15 protein-coding genes are annotated in these 16,404 nt (G+C 73.2%); 6 read left to right on the forward strand and 9 right to left on the reverse strand.

Features of this window, described 5'->3' with window-relative positions; translation table 11 throughout:
• Positions 1-141: 141 nt before the first annotated feature.
• The 8 genes from K7B10_RS26170 to K7B10_RS26205 all read right to left on the reverse strand — a co-directional run bounded on the left by K7B10_RS26170 (position 142) and on the right by K7B10_RS26205 (position 9,907).
• On the reverse strand, positions 142-1,551 hold the full coding sequence (locus K7B10_RS26170) for a GlnX family signal transduction membrane protein (RefSeq protein ID WP_372481464.1): 1,410 nt from the start codon (positions 1,549-1,551) through the stop codon (positions 142-144).
• A 179-nt stretch (positions 1,552-1,730) separates the two neighbouring features.
• Positions 1,731-2,750: an N-acetylglucosamine kinase gene (locus tag K7B10_RS26175; protein WP_229339639.1), complete on the reverse strand. Its 1,020-nt coding sequence runs from the start codon at positions 2,748-2,750 to the stop codon at positions 1,731-1,733.
• On the reverse strand, positions 2,741-4,015 hold the full coding sequence (locus tag K7B10_RS26180) for a 6-phospho-beta-glucosidase (protein ID WP_229339641.1): 1,275 nt from the start codon (positions 4,013-4,015) through the stop codon (positions 2,741-2,743). The genes K7B10_RS26175 and K7B10_RS26180 overlap by 10 nt, the downstream gene beginning before the upstream one ends.
• Before the next feature lie 5 nt (positions 4,016-4,020).
• Positions 4,021-4,941 carry a carbohydrate ABC transporter permease gene (locus K7B10_RS26185; RefSeq protein ID WP_229339644.1) on the reverse strand — a complete coding sequence of 307 codons (921 nt, stop codon included), beginning with the start codon at positions 4,939-4,941 and terminating at the stop codon, positions 4,021-4,023.
• 1 nt (position 4,942) lies between these two features.
• Entirely contained in the window at positions 4,943-5,824 is an 882-nt protein-coding gene (locus K7B10_RS26190) for a carbohydrate ABC transporter permease (protein ID WP_229345426.1), read from the reverse strand.
• A gap of 123 nt (positions 5,825-5,947) precedes the next feature.
• Complete coding sequence (locus K7B10_RS26195; protein ID WP_229339646.1) at positions 5,948-7,282, reverse strand: ABC transporter substrate-binding protein; 1,335 nt, start codon at positions 7,280-7,282, stop codon at positions 5,948-5,950.
• A 143-nt stretch (positions 7,283-7,425) separates the two neighbouring features.
• The gene (locus K7B10_RS26200; protein ID WP_229339649.1) at positions 7,426-8,643 is read right to left on the reverse strand and encodes an ROK family transcriptional regulator; all 1,218 of its coding nucleotides are present in this window, start codon (positions 8,641-8,643) and stop codon (positions 7,426-7,428) included.
• Positions 8,644-8,821: 178 nt separating this feature from the next.
• Positions 8,822-9,907 (reverse strand): mechanosensitive ion channel family protein, encoded by a 1,086-nt coding sequence (locus K7B10_RS26205; RefSeq protein ID WP_229339651.1) that lies wholly within the window; start codon positions 9,905-9,907, stop codon positions 8,822-8,824.
• 262 nt (positions 9,908-10,169) lie between these two features.
• Here K7B10_RS26205 and K7B10_RS26210 point away from each other — a divergent pair, with 262 nt between their 5' ends.
• From K7B10_RS26210 to K7B10_RS26225, 4 genes are all read left to right on the forward strand, one after another.
• Entirely contained in the window at positions 10,170-10,706 is a 537-nt protein-coding gene (locus K7B10_RS26210; protein WP_229339652.1) for an HNH endonuclease, read from the forward strand.
• Positions 10,707-11,204: 498 nt separating this feature from the next.
• Positions 11,205-11,411, forward strand: coding sequence for a hypothetical protein (locus K7B10_RS26215; protein ID WP_037836863.1), 207 nt, complete (start codon positions 11,205-11,207; stop codon positions 11,409-11,411).
• Between the two features lie 22 nt (positions 11,412-11,433).
• Positions 11,434-13,416 carry a 4-alpha-glucanotransferase gene (locus K7B10_RS26220; RefSeq protein ID WP_229339654.1) on the forward strand — a complete coding sequence of 661 codons (1,983 nt, stop codon included), beginning with the start codon at positions 11,434-11,436 and terminating at the stop codon, positions 13,414-13,416.
• A 20-nt stretch (positions 13,417-13,436) separates the two neighbouring features.
• Entirely contained in the window at positions 13,437-13,676 is a 240-nt protein-coding gene (locus K7B10_RS26225) for a hypothetical protein (protein WP_229339657.1), read from the forward strand.
• A 139-nt stretch (positions 13,677-13,815) separates the two neighbouring features.
• On the opposite strand, the gene K7B10_RS26230 is transcribed toward K7B10_RS26225, so the two are convergent.
• Positions 13,816-14,340, reverse strand: coding sequence for a MarR family winged helix-turn-helix transcriptional regulator (locus tag K7B10_RS26230; RefSeq protein WP_229339658.1), 525 nt, complete (start codon positions 14,338-14,340; stop codon positions 13,816-13,818).
• Between the two features lie 111 nt (positions 14,341-14,451).
• Between K7B10_RS26230 and K7B10_RS26235 the strand changes: the two genes are divergently transcribed.
• Together K7B10_RS26235 and K7B10_RS26240 are read left to right on the forward strand one after the other, a co-directional pair.
• Complete coding sequence (locus tag K7B10_RS26235; RefSeq protein WP_229339660.1) at positions 14,452-15,414, forward strand: EamA family transporter; 963 nt, start codon at positions 14,452-14,454, stop codon at positions 15,412-15,414.
• 61 nt (positions 15,415-15,475) lie between these two features.
• Entirely contained in the window at positions 15,476-16,396 is a 921-nt protein-coding gene (locus tag K7B10_RS26240; protein ID WP_229339662.1) for a DMT family transporter, read from the forward strand.
• The last annotated feature ends 8 nt before the right edge of the window (positions 16,397-16,404 follow it).

Genomic DNA, 16,404 nt, shown 5'->3' on the forward strand with positions numbered 1-16,404 from the left:
AGCCGCGCAGCCGCGCCGCGACGCGCCGCGGCCCGGAGGAACGCGGCACCGGGCCGGGCACCCCGGCCGCACCGGCTGCTCCGCCGCCGTGGCCCTCGGAGCGGCCCTCGTCGCCGGACTTCACACGTATCCGCATCGCTGTCACCTGTACTCCGAAAGCCGGCGCCCGATGCCGAGCAGTGCCGCCGCCGCGCCGACGACCGCCAGTGCCGCCGAACCCGTCACCAAACCGCCCAGCGCGCCGAGCCCGCCCCGGGCCGCCCGGGTGAACTCCTTCTGCTCGTGGGCCACGGCCTGCTCCAGGGACGCGTCCACCGTGTCGAACGAGGCCCCACTGCTGTCCTTGTGGTCCTTGTCCCCGATGACCTGGGGCAGAGCGGCCTGGTAGTCCCCGCGCAAGTCGGTCTCCCGGGCCGCCGCGTGCCGCTGCTTCCACTCCTTGACGCCGTCCGCGGCGCGGACCACCGGATCCCGCCCACTGCTGTCGTCGGCCAGCTTCCGCGCCGTCGCCAGACCCGCGTCCAGCTCCTTCATCTCGGCCGTGAAGTCCACGTCGTACTTGTCGGACTTGTTGTCGGCGGCCAGTACGGCGCCCCGCGCGATCAGCGTCAGATTCTCGCTGGCGCGCGCCTGGAGGGAGGCGATCCGCGCGTCGTTGAGCACCTTCAGGGACTCCTGCCCGTCCGCTCGCGCCTCCTCCAGCCCCGACCGGGCGACCGTGTGCCCCACGGCCAGCCACAGCAGCACCACCAGCGAGGCGGCCGTCGCCGCCACGAGCCCGTGGTTGAAGACCCGGTTCGTGCGGCGGTAGTTGCGGCGCTGGGCCCACGCCAGGGCGGCCAGCGCGAGCAGGCCCGTGCCGAGCGAGGCCAGCGGCAGCGCGCGGGCGTCGTCGTAGTCCGTGTAGAGCCGGTCCGTCTCCGCCTCGTACAGCCGCTGCGCGGCGGGCAGCAGCTGGGTGCTCATCCGCTCGTTGGCGTACCGCAGATAGGCGCCGCCCAGCGGCAGGCCCTGCTTGTTCGTGGCCCGGGCCTGCTCGATCAGTCCCGTGTAGCGCGGCAGCTGTTCGCTCAGCAGCGCGATCTGCTTGCGCGAGTCCTCGTCCGCGCCGGTGTTCGCGGCCGCGTTCACCAGCAGCTTCGAAGCGTTGGAGATGTCCTTCTCGTACCGCTCGCGGACCTCGCGCGGCTCGTCGCCGCCGGCCAGGAACCCGCTGGAGGAGGCCGTGTCGGCATCCGCGAGGGAGCGGTAGATGCTCGCCGCGTCCGCGCTCAGCGGCTGGCTGCGGCCCACCACGTCGTCCGCGGCGCCCACCCGGGCGGAGATCTCCCAGACGGTCACCAGGCCGAACAGCAGCACCAGCGCGGCCAGGACGGCCCCGATGATCCGCAGCCGGCCGGGCTCGGTGGTGGCGGCGGCGCGCAGCCGCTCCACGCCCTCGGCCCAGGCCGTACCCGGCCGGGCGGGACCCTGCGGCGGCCCCCCGGGCGGACCCGGGGGCGGCACGGCGACGGCGCCCCCCGGCGCGGGCGCGCGTGATGTGATGGCCACCGTGACCTCCCCCTTGGTCCTCTGTTCCGCAGCAGTATGGCCGTAGTGACGGCCAACCACAGCACCCGGTGCCGGATCACGGCGATCCACCCCCCTGGTGCGTGCCGCCCCCACTCCTTCACCGTGAATACGTCTCCACGGCCGCCACGGTTCCAGACGAGGGGCCTCCCGGGGCGGGTTCACCCGAAATGGGCACGGAGTTTTCCATGGGCCTCGGGCAGGGCCCCGAGCGCGTCCAGCCCCAGCAGTCCCGCACCCAGTACGGGCGGTGCCGAGACCACCGACACCCGGGCCCGCGGTGCCCGCCGGGCCAGTCCCGCCGCGATCCGCTCGTCCAACTGCGCGTGACCGGCGGTCAGGACGCCGCCGCCGAGCAGCACCGGAGCCTCCTCCTCCAGCAGGTCCAGCCGGGTCAGGGCCACCGAAGCCAGCGCCACCACCTCGTCCGCCTGCCGCTCCACGAGCGCAGATGCCACCGCATCGCCCGCCGCGGCCACCGAGAACAGCACCGGCACCAGCTCGTGGGTCCGCCCCTGCGGCAGGCTCCCCAGGTGCAGGGCCTCGATGAGCTCGGCCATCGAGGTGAGCCCGAAATGCCCCGGCAGCGCCGCCGCCAGTTCCGTCGGGCCGCCGCGGCCGTCCTCCGCCCGCGCCGCCCACCACAGGGCCTCCGCGGCCAGGCCGCCCCCGCCGCCCCAGTCCCCGGAGATCTGCCCGAGGGCCGGGAAGCGGGCCGTGCGCCCGTCGGGCAGCATCCCCACGCAGTTGATCCCGGCCCCGCACACCACCGCGACCCCCCGCGGCGGCTCGCCCGCGGCCAGCCCGGCGCGCAGGATCGCGAAGGTGTCGTTGAACACCCGGGTGGCCGAGCCCCAGCCGCGGGCGCCGATCGCCTCCGCGAGCTGCCGCTCCTCCACCGGGAGGTCGGCATTGGCCAGGCACGCCGAGACCTGCTCGGCGTACGGCGCCCCGGGCGCGGACAGGGGCGGCGCGGCCGCCTCGACGGCCTCCGCGACCGCCCGCCCCAGGACGTCGACCGCCTCCTCGACGCCGGTGCGCGGCGGCTGGAAGCCGCCGGAGCGCCCGGTACCCAGGACCGTGCCGTCCGCGGCGATCAGCGCCACGTCCGTCTTGCTGTTGCCCGCGTCGATGGCCAGGACGGCCGGCCGGGCGGGAGGGGCGGGAGGGGTCACGCCCATGGCAGGTGCTCCTTGTTGTGCGCGAGGAGACGGTCGGTCAGCCCCTCCGCGAGGTCGAACTGGCCGACCAGCGGGTGCGCCAGCAGCGCCTTGAAGACCCGCTCGCGACCGCCCCGTACGGCCGCGTCCAGCGCGAGGTCCTCGTACGCCGTGACGTGCGCGACCAGTCCGGCGTACAGCGGGTCGAGCCGGGGCACGGCCAGCGGCACCGGACCGGACCGGTCCACCCGGGCCTGCACCTCGATCACCGCGTCGTCCGGGAGGAACGGCAGGGTGCCGTTGTTGAGCGCGTTGACCACCTGCACGGCGGCCGGGCCCGGACCGCCGTCGCCCAGCAGAGCCGCCGCCAGGTCCACGGCAGCCTCCGAGTAGAAGGCCCCGCCCCGCTTCGCCAGCAGCTCCGGCTTCTCGTCCAGCGCCGGATCGGCGTACAGGGCGAGCAGCTCCCGCTCCATCGCGGCGACCTCGGCGGCCCGCGAGGGCTTGCCGCCCAGCTCGCGCACCACCGCGTCGTGCGCGTAGAAGTACCGCAGGTAGTACGAGGGCACGACGCCCAGGCGGTCGAGCACCGCGCGCGGCAGCCGCAGGTCCTCGGCGACGGCCGCGCCGTGCTCGGCGAGCAGTCCGGGGAGCAGGTCCTCGCCGTCGGGGCCGCCCTTGCGCACCCCCAGTTCCCAGCTGAGGTGGTTGAGGCCCACGTGGTCCAGGTGGATGTCGGACGGGGACAGGTCCAGCAGCGCGGCGAACTTCCGCTGGAAGCCGATGGCCACGTTGCACAGCCCGACGGCCTTGTGCCCGGCCCGCAGCAGGGCGCGGGTGACGATCCCGACCGGGTTGGTGAAGTCGATGATCCAGGCGTCCGGGTTGGCCCGTCGGACCCGCTCGGCGATGTCCAGCACCACCGGAACCGTCCGCAGCGCCTTGGCGAGACCCCCGGCGCCCGTGGTCTCCTGTCCCACGCAGCCGCACTCCAGAGGCCAGGTCTCGTCCTGGAGCCGGGCCGCCTGCCCGCCGATGCGCAGCTGGAGCAGGACTGCGTCGGCCCCCTCGACGCCCGCGTCGAGATCGGCGGTGGTGGTGACCCGCCCGGGGTGCCCCTGCTTGGCGAAGATCCGCCGGGCCAGCGCGCCGATCAGCTCCAGCCGATCGGTGGCGGGGTCGATCAGCACCAGCTCGCCGATCGGCAGGGTGTCGCGCAGCCGGGCGAAGCCGTCGATCAACTCGGGCGTGTAGGTGGAACCGCCGCCCACCACTGCGAGTTTCATGGTCACTAGCCTTTCACTCCCGTCAGGGTGACGCCCTCGACGAACGCCTTCTGGGCGAAGAAGAAGAGGACGATCACCGGTGCCATGACCAGCACGGTCGCGGCCATGGTGAGGTTCCAGTTGGTGTGGTGCGCGCCCTTGAAGGACTCCAGTCCGTAACTGAGGGTCCAGGCGGCGGGGTTGTCCGAGGCGTAGATCTGCGGGCCGAAGTAGTCGTTCCAGGCGCAGAAGAACTGGAACAGCGCGACGGCGGCGATCCCCGGCTTGGCCATCGGCAGGACGACGCGCAGCAGGGTGCGGACCTCGCCGCAGCCGTCGACCTTGGCCGCGTCCAGGTACTCGTCGGGGATGGTCAGCAGGAACTGGCGGAGCAGGAAGATCGAGAACGCGTCGCCGAACGCCATCGGGATGATCAGCGGCCACAGCGTGCCGGACAGGTCCAGCTGCTTGGCCCAGAACAGGTACATCGGGATGACCACCACCTGCGGCGGCAGCATCATCATGGCGATCACCAGCAGCAGCGACAGCCGCCGCCCGCGGAAGCGGAACTTGGCGAGCGCGTACGCCACGGGCACCGAGGAGACCACGGTCAGCAGTGTGCCCAGCCCCGCGTACAGCAGGGTGTTGCGCCACCAGGTCAGGAATCCCGGGGTGTTCCACACCTTGGCGTAGTTGCCCCACTCCCAGGTGTCGGGCACCAGGTCGCGGGTCAGCGCCTGCTGGTCGCTCATCAGGGAGGTCAGGAAGAGGAAGACGAACGGGAGGACGAAGAACAGGGCGGCGGCGACGCCGAGGGCGTGCACGCCGATCCAGTGCAGGAGGGCCCTGCGGTCGGCGCCGCCGGCCCGGTCCGGTCCGGCCGTTCCCGCGGCCGCCCCGGGGTCCCGCGGGGCCGCGGCGGCCTTCGTGTGGGTCAGTTGGGCCATCTCAGTCACCTGCTCCGATCAGCCCGCCACGGCGCCGCATCAGCAGTGCGGTGCAGGCCATGGAGAGGGCGAAGAGGACCAGCGCGACGACGCAGGCGGTGCCGTAGTCGAAGCGCTGGAAGCCGACGTTGTAGACGACCTGGGGGAGGGTCAGCGTGGACTTGTCGGGGTAGCCCGGCTCGAACTGCTGGCCCGAGCCGCCGATGACGCCCGCGGCGACCTTCCCCGCCACCAGGGGCTGCGTGTAGTACTGCATGGCCTGGATGACCCCGGTGACCACCGCGAAGAGGATGATCGGCGAGATGTTCGGCAGGGTGATGTGCCGGAACCGCGCCCAGGCGCCCGCCCCGTCCAGCTCGGCCGCCTCGTACTGCTCCTTCGGTACGTCGAGCAGCGCGGCCATGAAGATGACCATCAGGTCGCCGACCCCCCACACCGCGAGGACGGTGAGGGCGGGCTTGGACCAGTCGGCGTCGGTGAACCAGCCCGGGGCGGGCAGGCCGACCGCCTCCAGCAGGGTGTTGACCGGGCCGGTGCCGGGGTTGAGCAGGAAGACGAAGGCCAGGGTCGCGGCGACCGGCGGGGCGAGGTAAGGCAGGTAGAAGAGGGTCCGGAAGACCCCCGCCGCCGTCTTGATCTTGGTGATGAGGAGGCCGACGCCGAGGCCGAAGACGACCCGGCAGGCGACCATCACCACGACCAGCCACAGGGTGTTGCGCATGGCCGGCCAGAAGAGCGGATAGTCCGTGAAGACGTAGGTCCAGTTGTCGAGGCCGTTGAAGACGGGCGGGCGGAAGCCGTCGTACTTCGTGAAGGAGAAGTACACGGTGGACAGGAGCGGGTACGCGAAGAAGACGGCGAACCCGATCAGCCAGGGCGACATGAAGGCCGCGGTGCGCAGGGCGGCCCGCCGGCGCTTCGCCCGCAGCGGGGGCGCGACGGGGCCGGGGCCGGTGGTGATGCCGGTTGCGATGCCGGAGCTGGTGCCGGTGCTGGTCATCGGGGGCTACTTCGCCTTCGCGATGTCCGTGTCGATCTGCCGGCCGGTCTTGGCGAGGCCGGCCGGGATGTCGGCGACGTCGCCCTTCTCGACCGCGTACGCGAGGTCCTGGAAGGTCAGCTGGTAGGTGCCGCCGTCGGCCTGGGCCGGGGTGGTGCTCGACTTCGGGTGCCGGGCGATGTCGAGGAAGGTCTTGAACTCCGGGGTGACCTGTAGGTCCGGGGACTCCAGGGCCGCCAGGGTGGAGGGCACGTTGTGGATGGCGTTGGCGAAGGCCACGACCGCCTCCGTGTCGGTGGTCATGTACTTCACCAGCTCCCAGGCCGCGTTCTGCTTCTTGCTGCCCGAGGCGATGCCCATGATCGTGCCGGAGAGGTAGCCCTTGCCGTAGTCGGCGGCCTGGTCGTCCGGCACCGGCAGCGGCGCGGTGCCGATCTCGAAGGTGACCCCGGCCTCCTTGGCCATCGAGGCCCGCCACTCGCCGTCGATCTGCATGACGACCTGGCCCTTGTGGAAGGGGTGTTCGGCGCTCCACTCGTCGCCGAAGGTGTTGCGGAACTTCTCCAGCTTCTCGTAGCCGCCGAGCTTGGCCACCAGGTCCTTCTGCGCCGTCAGCATGCTCGCGAACGCCGGGTCCTTGGCCAGGTTCGACTTGCCGTCGGCGTCGAAGTACTTCGGGCTCCACTGCGCGGCCAGGCGCGCGGGGGTGGTCTCGTAGCCGTGGTAGGTCGGCATGATGCCGACCTGGGTGTACGAGTCCCCGTCGGGCTTGGTGAGCTTCTGCGCGACCTCGACGAACTGGCTCCACGTCCGCGGCGGTTCGGTGATGCCCGCGGCCTTGAAGGCGTCCTTGTTGTAGACGAGGCCGTAGGCGTCGTTCAGCAGTGGCAGGGTGCACTGGTTGCCGTTGAACTGGGTGTAGTCCAGCAGGGTCTTGGGGAAGACCTTCGTCTTGTCTATGCCGGCCTTCCGGAGGAAGGGGTTCAGGTCGCTGAAGGCACCGGAGTTGCAGAACTTGCCGACGCTGTCGGTGGTGAACGAGGAGACCACGTCGGGGGCCTTGTCCCCGCCGGCGCGGAGCGCCTGGTTGATCTTGTCGTCGGTCATGTTGCCCGTGACCTTGACCTTGATGTTCGGGTGCGCCTTCTCGAACCGGGCGATGTTCTCCTCGATCGCCTTGGCCTCGCTCGGCGCGGACCAGCCGTGCCAGAAGTTGAGCGTGACCTCCTGGTTCGGGTCGTCGGAGGCCGCGGTGCCGCTCTGGCCCGTACACGCGGTGGCGAGGACGGACAGCGCGGCGACGGCGGTGGCCGCGGCGGTCAGACGGCGGGTTCTGGGCATGGCGGGGCTCGCTCTCTGCGGGAGGAACTTCCGGGACGGGTGCCAGGGGGTGCGACGAGGGGTGCGGCGGGGGTGGTGACGGGGTGCTGGTGGTGCCGGTGGTCCGGTGGTCCGGTGGTGCCGGTTCTGCGGGGGTGGGGCGGTCAGCGGCGCGAGGTGTCGAAGACCTCGTCGCGGGTGGCGGCGAGGGCGCTCTCCAGCGCGCCGCGCAGTACGGGCCGGTCGCACACGGTGCCGGAGACCAGGCGCGGGCGGGAGGGGGCGAGATCGGCGAGCTCGGCCTCGACGAGCTCGCGCAGCACGTCCCCGCCGGCGGCGGTCACCGCGCCGGACAGGACCACGATCTCCGGGTCCAGTACGGCGACCAGCGAGGCGATCCCGGTGGCCAGGGCGGTGGCGTACCGCTGGAGGAGCAGCAGGTTCGCCCCCTCGGGATGCTCGGCGGCCTCCGCCAGCAGCGCGACCGCCGCGGCGACGGGCGTGGCCGCCGGCCCGGAGGAGGGGCCGGGTGGTGCCCCGATGCCCAGCGCGGCGGCCATCCCGGGCACCACCTGGACGCCGGCCAGTTCCTGGTAGCCGCCCGAGTTGACCCGGGTGACCTGCCGGACCAGGGGGTGGCCCGGTACGGGCAGGAAGCCGACCTCCCCCGCGCCGCCGGTCCAGCCGCGGTGCAGCCGGCCGCCGAGCACCAGGGCGGCGCCGAGCCCCTCCTCGTTCCACAGCAGGACGAAGTCCCCGTGGCCGCGGGCCGCGCCGAGCCGCTGCTCGGCGACCGCGGCCAGGTTCACGTCGTTCTCGTACCCGACCGGCATCGGCAGGGCCGCCGCCAGCTCCTCCAGGAGGGTGGGGGAGTGCCAGCCGGGCAGGTGGTCGGCGTAGCGCAGGGCCCCGGTGCGCGGGTCGAAGGAGCCCGGGGTGGCGATGACGACGCGGTGGATGTCGCAGCGCCGCAGCCCGGCCCGCTCGACGGCCCCGCCGAGGGCCCGGGTGACCCGGTCGACGGCCCCGGTGCCCTCGGCGTACGGGAGCTCGTGGCTGCCGATCACCTCGCCGGTGAGGTCGGCGACGGCCGCGACGATCCCGCTCGGGGTGACGTCCAGTCCGGCGACGTGGGCGGCGCGCGGGTTGACCCCGTACAGCTGGGCGTTGGGACCGGGGCGGCCGCCCGCGGTGCCGGAGGCCACGACCAGCCCGGCGGCTTCGAGGCGGGCCAGCAGCTGGGAGGCGGTGGGCTTGGAGAGCCCGGTGAGCCGGCCGATCCGGGTCCGGGACAGGGGCCCGTGCTCCAGCAGCAGGTCCAGCGCGGCGCGGTCGTTCATGACGCGCAGCAGGCTGGGGGTACCCGGGGTGGTGCCGGTCATGGGCGCTCTCCGTCATCGGCTCAGTCGACGGCTCCGTCATCGGAGCACGTGGCCGTCAGGAACTGTTAGGTAAGTTTCCTATCGGCGTTTGAGCTGTGTCAATGCCGCTGCCCCCGCAGATGTGAACCTGCGGGGGCAGCGGAGTGGTGCGGGAGCGTCCGAGGGGAAGCAGAGGCGGTTACTTGGTGATCCGGGGGGCGCCGGCGGCCGGCGGCGGGATCGGGGCGGTGGCCAGCGACTGGGGGGAGGCCGGGTTCGCGAGCGCCGACGGCGCGGCGACGGCGGCCGAGGGGTCGGCCGCCTCCTCCTCGTCCTCCGCGGCCGGCAGACCGCCGATGATCCGGATACCGGCCTCGTCGAAGGCCTCCTTGATCCGCCAGCGCAGCTCGCGCTCCACGGCGAACTGCTGGCCCGGCATCGTCTTCGCCGAGACCTTCACCGTCATCGAGGCCAGCAGCACCTCGTCCAGGCCCAGCACCTCCACCGGACCCCACAGGCGCTCGTCCCACGGGGACTCCTTGGCCAGGCCGTCGGCGACGTTCTTGATCACCTCGCGGATGCGGCCGAGGTTCTCCGAGGGCTTGACGTGGACGTCCACGCCCGCCGTCGCCCAGCCCTGGCTGAGGTTGCCGATCCGCTTGATCTCGCCGTTGCGGACGTACCAGATCTCGCCGCCGTCACCGCGCAGCTTGGTGACGCGCAGGCCGACCTCGACGACCTCGCCGGAGGCCACCCCCGCGTCGATCTTGTCGCCGACGCCGTACTGGTCCTCAAGGATCATGAACACGCCGGACAGGAAGTCCGTCACCAGGTTCCGCGCGCCGAAACCGATCGCCACACCGGCCACACCGGCGCTCGCGAGCAGCGGGCCCAGGTTGATGCCCAGCGCGCCGAGCACCATCAGCCCGGCCGTGCCGAGGATCAGGAACGAGGCCACCGAACGCAGGACCGAGCCGATCGCCTCGGAGCGCTGCCGCCGGCGCTCGGCGTTGACGAGCAACCCGCCGAGCGCCATGCCCTCGACGGCCTCGGCGCCCCGGTTCATCCGCACTATGAGCTTGGTCAGCGACTTGCGGACCAGCGAGCGGAGCGCGGCCGCGATCACCAGGATCAGCAGGATCTTCAGGCCGAGGTACAGCCATCCGGCCCAGTTCTCCTCGATGAAACTGGCGGCGTTCGTGACGCTCTCGTGGGCCTCCTTGACCGAAGCGGCCGGGTCCGGGGTGTCGGCTGCCAGGGGCAGCAGGGCGGCAGGCCAGGGCACGACGGGAACCTCCAGGTATAGCGGTCCGCCCGCGGAAAGGGGTGTGCGGGGCAGGCCATCCACACTAACGGGGCATTCGGGTGACCCCGTTGCCGTGTTCGAGGGAGAGACCGGGCTCACCTGGGGATGAACCGGGTGTGGTTGAAAACACCTCGGACCCGTTACGGGCGCGTGGTGGCGCTTCGACCAGCCGTAAGGGGAGACTGGAGAGCAGATCGTCCCGGCGCGAGCCACGCGCCGCCGACGTACAAGGAGGCAGTCCGTGCCGCACGTCCTGGTCCTCAATGCGTCGTACGAGCCGCTCGGCGTCGTACCGCTCCGCCGCGCGCTCGTCCTCGTCCTGGAGAACAAAGCCGTCTCCCTGGAAGAATCCGGCGCCTTTCTGCACAGCGCGACGAAAGCCGTCCCCGCGCCCAGCGTGGTCCGGCTCAAGCGCTTCGTGCGGGTCCCCTACCGGGGGCCCGTTCCACTCACCCGCCGCGCACTGTTCGCCCGCGACGGAGGGCGCTGCATGTACTGCGGCGGGGTCGCGACCAGTGTCGACCACGTGATCCCGCGCAGCCGGGGCGGGCAGCACGTGTGGGACAACGTGGTCGCCGCGTGCCGGCGGTGCAACCACGTCAAGGCGGACCGGCACCTGCTGGAGCTGGGCTGGCGCCTGCGTCACCAGCCGGCTCCGCCGTCGGGTCTGGCCTGGCGCATCATCGGCACGGGCCACCGCGACCCGCGCTGGATGCCGTACCTGGAGCCGTACGGTGCGGAGGCGGCCCTGGACCGCATCGGCGCGGCGGCGTCTTAGGGGGCGGGGACCCCGGGCCCGGGCCCGCCCCGGGGCCCCGCCCGTCCGCCCGTCCGTTCCGCCCCGGTCCAGGGACCCGGGGCCGCCCTCTGACGCCCCGGGGCCCCGCGGCGGGTCGAGCTCCCGGGGGGTCGCAGTACGGACGCCTGGACCCGGTTCCCGGCCCGGGAGCCGCCGGGCCCCGACGCGGGTCCCGGGTCCTGACCCGGCCGCCGCTGCGCGGACCGCGGTCCCCGGCCGCCGGGTCATGGCCTGAGCCCCGGCATCGTGGGCTGCCCTCCCGTCCTACCGCCCCGCCCTTCGCCCGTTCCCCGGACCCCGCGCCCCGAACGCCGCGGGCGGTTCGAGGCGCGGCGTCCTGAGGCGTCCGTGGGGGTTCTGACCTGGATACGCCAGGAATGCGGCGCTGCCCACGGGGTATGGCTGCGATGTTCCCGTGCGGTGTTCCATGGTCCCTGACCCACCCTCACACCCCGTACGGACAAAGGAGCAACGCCCGTGAACACCGCACCCGGTACCCGTCACACCCCCCTGCTCGCCCACCTGCCCGCGCAGGCCGGGCCCGCCGAGGGGCCCCTCACCAGCGAGCCCCCGCTCGCCGGTTCCGCGCACGCGCCGCTGACCAGCGAGCCCCCGCTCGCCGACGAGGCCCCGCTGACGAGCGAACCGACCACGCCCGCCGCGGCCGCTGCCGCAGGCGACTAGACACAGGGACACAGGTATTCACATGGACGACCTCGCCCGGCTCGCGGCCCTGCACGGCGTCGCCACCACCTACCAGCCCGCCGAGGACGTCACCGTCCGGGTCCCGGAGGCCACCGTCGTCGCCGTGCTGCGGCAGCTGGGCGTCGACTGCGACACCCCGGAAGCCGTACGGGGGCACCTGGCCGCGGCCGAGCGCGAGGCCGCCCACCGGCTGCTGCCGCCCGTGCTGGTGTGGTGGGCCGGGTCGGAGCCGCCCCGGGAGCTGGCCGCGCTCCCTCCCGGAACGCGGCTCCGCCTGGAGGGCGACGAGGCCGGGGGCTGGGAGCCCGGCGGGCGGGGGGCGCCGCCCCTCGGGGTGCACCGGGTGGGCGTCGAGACCCCCGACGGGCGCATCGGGGACGCCACGCTGATCGTGGCCCCGGAACGGGCACCCGGTGGGGACGGGCGGGTGCACGGGGTGCTCGTACAGCTGTACTCCCTGCTCTCCGAGCAGTCCTGGGGCATGGGGGACCTCGGTGATCTCGCCGCGCTCGCACGCTGGGCCGGGCGGACCCACGGGGTCGGGTTCATCCAGGTCAACCCGTTGCACGCCGCCGTGCCCGGGGCGCCGACCGACCCCTCCCCGTACCGGCCCTCCTCGCGCCGTTTCCCCGACCCTGTGCACCTGCGGATCGAGGACGTCCCCGAGTTCGCCGGCTGTCCGGACCGCGAGGCCCTCGCCGAACTCGCGGAGCAGGGGGCCGAGCTGCGGCGCGAGGTGCTAGACAAGGGGGCGCTGATCGACCGCGACGCGGTGTGGGAGCTGAAGCGCCGGGCACTGGAGCTGCTGTACGCCGTCCCCCGGACCCGCGCACGCGAGGCCGGGTACCGCCGGTTCCGCGCCGAGCAGGGCGAAGCCCTCGACCGGCACGCCGACTGGTGCGCCAGGGACGGCCGGCCGGCCGACTTCCACCGCTGGCTGGTCTGGCTGACCGACGCCCAGCTCGGCGCCGCCCAGCAGGCCGCCCGCGAGGCCGGGATGGCGGTCGGCATCGTGCACGACCTCGCCGTCGGAGTGCACCCCCAGGGCTCGGACACCCTCGGCCCGCCCCTCTACGCGAAGGACGTCTGCGTCGGCGCCCCGCCGGACGCCTTCAACGCGCGCGGCCAGGACTGGGGCCTGCCGCCGTGGCGGCCCGACCGGCTGGCGGCCACCGGCTACGCGCCCTTCCGGGCCCTGCTGCGCGGGGTGTTCCGCTACGCGGGCGCCCTGCGCATCGACCACGTCATGGGCCTGTTCCGGCTCTGGTGGATCCCGGAGGGCGCCCCGCCCGCCGACGGCACGTACGTCGCGTACGACGGCGAGGCGATGCTCGCGGTCCTGGTGCTGGAGGCCCACCTGGCCGGGGCCCCGGTCATCGGCGAGGACCTCGGGACGGTGGAGCCGCGCGTCCGCGCGGCGCTGGCCCGGCGCGGGGTGCTCGGCACTTCGGTCCTCTGGTTCGAACGCGACTGGGCGGGCGACGGGCAGCCGCTCGCCCCCGGTGCCTGGCGCGCCGACTGCCTGGCCACCGCCACCACCCACGACCTCCCGCCCACCGCCGCCAAGCTGGCCGGCGCCCATGTGGAACTGCGCGACCGGCTCGGCCTGCTGACCCGCCCGGTGGAGGAGGAGCGCGCCCGGGACGCCGCCGACACCGCCCAGTGGCTGGAGGTACTGGAGGGGCTCGGACTGGACGCCAAGGGCGAGGAGGCCGCCGTGCGGGCCCTGTACGGGTTCCTGCTGCGCACCCCCGCCCGGATGGTCGGCGTATGGCTGCCCGACGCGGTGGGGGACCGGCGGCCGCAGAACCTGCCCGGGACCTGGGACCAGTACCCCAATTGGCGGCTGCCGCTCGCGGACTCGGCGGGACGGCCGCTGACCCTGGAGGCACTGGCCGCCTCGCCCCGGGCGAACGCCCTGCTGAGCGCGGTGCGGGAGGGGGCGGGTGCCCGTACGGCACCCCCGGGCGCGCGCCGCGTTTAGGTGTTCGCTACGTTTGCACCGTGGACAAGAAGAACGCTCTGCGCGCCGGCGCCGTCACGGCCGGATCGACGCTGATGATGCTGCTGATGACGTCTCCCGCCCTCGCGGTCACCCGCGACGACGGCGACGACCCGGGCCCGGGTCTGAGCATCGCCCAGACCCTCGGCCTGTACGTGGCCACGCCGATCGTGCTGTTCCTGGTCATCGCCGGCCTGGTGATGGTCTTCGACAAGTCGGACAAGCCGCAGCCCACCAACTGAACAGGCTGAACGGCTGACCCGACCGGGTCGGTCCCCACATGGCTTCCGGGGCGCCGGGGGTCCGCAGGCCGAAGCCTCCTCGGCTCCGGCGCGGACCCCCGGCGCCCCGTCGTGCTTTCCCGGGCCTCCGGGGCCCGCGCTACAACCCGGCCATCAGCTTGCGGAGCAGGCCCGCCAGGAGGGCGGCCTCCTCCTCTCCGAGCCCCTTGAGCGCGGCGCGCTGCACCTCCAGCCCGGCGGCGACGGCCTCGTCGATGAGGGCCAGCCCGCGGTCGGTGATCGTCACCTGGAGTCCGCGCCGGTCGTGCGGATCGGGCCTGCGGCCGAGCAGCCCGGCCTTCTCCAGCTTGTCCAGGCGCCCCGTCATACCGCCCGTCGTGAGCATGAGCGTGGCCGACAGCTGGCGCGGCGAGAGCGTGTACGGGGCGCCGGAGCGGCGCAGCGTCGCGACGACGTCGAACTCGCCGCGCGAGATCCCGTACGGGGCGTAGGCCCGCTCCACGGCGTCCCCCATGGCCCGGGCGATCCGGTAGATGCGGCCGAAGACGGCCATGGGCGCGACGTCCAGGTCCGGTCGCACGGCGTGCCACTGGTCGATGATCGCGTCGACGGCGTCGGCGGGGACAGCTCGGCTGTCGGCGGCGTCCTTGTGGGCCTCGGTCATGAACCGCAGTATCCGGCCTTCCTCCGATCGTTCGCAAGAAAGTAGCTTGCCAGAAAGTAGCTTAGAGGTAAGCTACTTTCTTGTAAGCAGCCTACTGGGGGAGTCACTGCCGTGAAGCGTTTCGCCACCGTCGCCCTGACCGCTCTCGCCCCGATCTCCTGGGGCTCCACCTACGCCGTCGCCACCGAACTGCTCCCGCCCGACCGGCCCCTGTTCACCGGGGTGATGCGGGCCCTGCCCGCCGGGCTGCTGCTCACCGCGCTGGCCCGCAGGATCCCGAGCGGCGCGTGGTGGTGGAAGTCCGCCGTCCTCGGCACGCTCAACATCGGCGCCTTCTTCCCCCTGCTGTTCCTCTCCGCGTACCGGCTGCCCGGCGGGGTGGCGGCCGTCCTCGGCTCCGCCGGGCCGTTGTTCGTCGTCGGACTCGCCGCCCTGGTCCTCGGGGAGCGGGCGCGGCTGCGGACCGTACTCGCCGCCGTCGCGGGGGCGTTCGGCGTGAGCATGGTCGTCCTGACCGCCGAGGCCCGGCTGGACCTCGTAGGCGTCGTCGCCGGCGTGGTCTCCTCCGCCTCCATGGCCGCGGGCACGGTCATGACCAAGCGCTGGGGGCGCCCGGAGGGCGTCGGCCCACTGGCCCTGACCGGCTGGCAGCTCACCGCGGGCGGGCTGGTCATCATCCCCGTCGCGGCGCTGGTCGAGGGGGCGCCGCCCGCGCTCGACGGCAAGGCCCTGCTCGGCTACGGCTACATGATGCTGATCAACACCGGTATCGCGTACTGGCTCTGGTTCCGCGGGATCGGCCGGCTCACCGCCACCTCGGTCACCCTGCTCGGCCCGCTCTCGCCGCTCACCGCGGCCGTCATCGGCTGGGCGGCGCTCGGCCAGGCCCTGTCGCCCGTACAGCTGCTGGGCATGGCGCTCGCCTTCGGGGCCACGGTCGCGGGCCAGCTGTTCGCCGCCGGGACGAAGTCCGAACCGTCCGAACCCTCCGAACCGGCCGGACCGTTCAGTTCTTCTGAAGAGAATGATCGAAACATTTCGATGGACCTGACGGATGGGCCGGTGCGACGGTAGAGCCACATCAGACGAGAGCAGATCAGACCAGCACCCCAGGGGGAGACACACCGTGGCCGTCATGGACAGGGTCCGTACCGTTGCGCAGCACACGCCGGACACCCGGACGAAGCAGGGGTCCGCCGGCCTCGGCCTCCTCCTCGCCCTGGTCGCGACGGTCGTCTGGTCCGGCAGCTTCGTCGCCACCCGGGGGATGGCCGACGCCGTCCCGCCCGTCCAGGCCGTGTTCTGGCGCTGGATCATCGCCGCCCTCGCCGTCGCCCCCTTCGCGGCCCGCCAGGCCTGGCGGCAGCGGGAGCTGATCCGCCGCCACCTCGGGTTCACCGCCCTCGCCTCGCTGTTCGGCGTCGCCCTCTACAACACGCTCGTGCACCAGGCCGGCCTGACCACCTCCGCCTCCAACATGGGCATGATCATGGCCGCCTCGCCGGTCGTCATGGCCGTGTACGCCCGCCTCGGCGGCGAACGGCTCGGCGTCCGGCGGACCTTCGGGCTGCTGCTCGCCGCGTTCGGGGTGCTGCTGCTCGTCGGGGACGGCTCGCTGGGCTTCGACTTCGGCGCCGGCGACCTGTGGATGCTCGCCGCCGCCCTGTCCTTCGCCACGTACAGCGCGCTGCTCAAGCGCAAGCCCGCCGAGCTCGGCGGACCGGCCTTCCTGATCACCACCTTCGTGCTCGGCGCGCTGATGCTGGCCCCCGCGTACGCCGTGTCCGTCACCGTCCAGGGCGGCTTCGAGGTCACCGCGGGCACCGGCGGCATGCTCCTGTACGTCGGCGTCATGTCCTCCGCGGTCGCCTTCTTCGCCTGGAACAAGGCCGTCTCGCTCATCGGCGCCGCCCGGGCCGGGGTCGTCTACTACCTCCAGCCGGTGTGCGTCGCGGGCCTCGGCCTCCTGCTCCTGGGCGAGCGGACGAGCCCGGCGGAGCTGCTCTGCATGGCCCTGATCCTCGGCGGCGTCGGCCTGGGGAGTGCCCGCCGGTAGGTTCGGTC

It is taken from the genome of Streptomyces flavotricini, from assembly GCF_020639365.1.
Classification (GTDB): Bacteria; Actinomycetota; Actinomycetes; order Streptomycetales; family Streptomycetaceae; genus Streptomyces; species Streptomyces flavotricini.

Excerpts from the sequence above, each read along its gene's own strand:
- K7B10_RS26220 (WP_229339654.1), top strand. The coding sequence starts at position 11,434 with ATGGACGACCTCGCCCGGCTCGCGGCCCTGCACGGCGTCGCCACCACC.
- K7B10_RS26240 (WP_229339662.1), top strand. The coding sequence starts at position 15,476 with ATGGACAGGGTCCGTACCGTTGCGCAGCACACGCCGGACACCCGGACG.
- K7B10_RS26175 (WP_229339639.1), bottom strand. The coding sequence starts at position 2,750 with ATGGGCGTGACCCCTCCCGCCCCTCCCGCCCGGCCGGCCGTCCTGGCC.
- K7B10_RS26195 (WP_229339646.1), bottom strand. The coding sequence starts at position 7,282 with ATGCCCAGAACCCGCCGTCTGACCGCCGCGGCCACCGCCGTCGCCGCG.
- K7B10_RS26200 (WP_229339649.1), bottom strand. The coding sequence starts at position 8,643 with ATGACCGGCACCACCCCGGGTACCCCCAGCCTGCTGCGCGTCATGAAC.
- K7B10_RS26190 (WP_229345426.1), bottom strand. The coding sequence starts at position 5,824 with ATGTCGCCCTGGCTGATCGGGTTCGCCGTCTTCTTCGCGTACCCGCTC.
- K7B10_RS26230 (WP_229339658.1), bottom strand. The coding sequence starts at position 14,340 with ATGACCGAGGCCCACAAGGACGCCGCCGACAGCCGAGCTGTCCCCGCC.
- K7B10_RS26185 (WP_229339644.1), bottom strand. The coding sequence starts at position 4,941 with ATGGCCCAACTGACCCACACGAAGGCCGCCGCGGCCCCGCGGGACCCC.
- K7B10_RS26180 (WP_229339641.1), bottom strand. The coding sequence starts at position 4,015 with ATGAAACTCGCAGTGGTGGGCGGCGGTTCCACCTACACGCCCGAGTTG.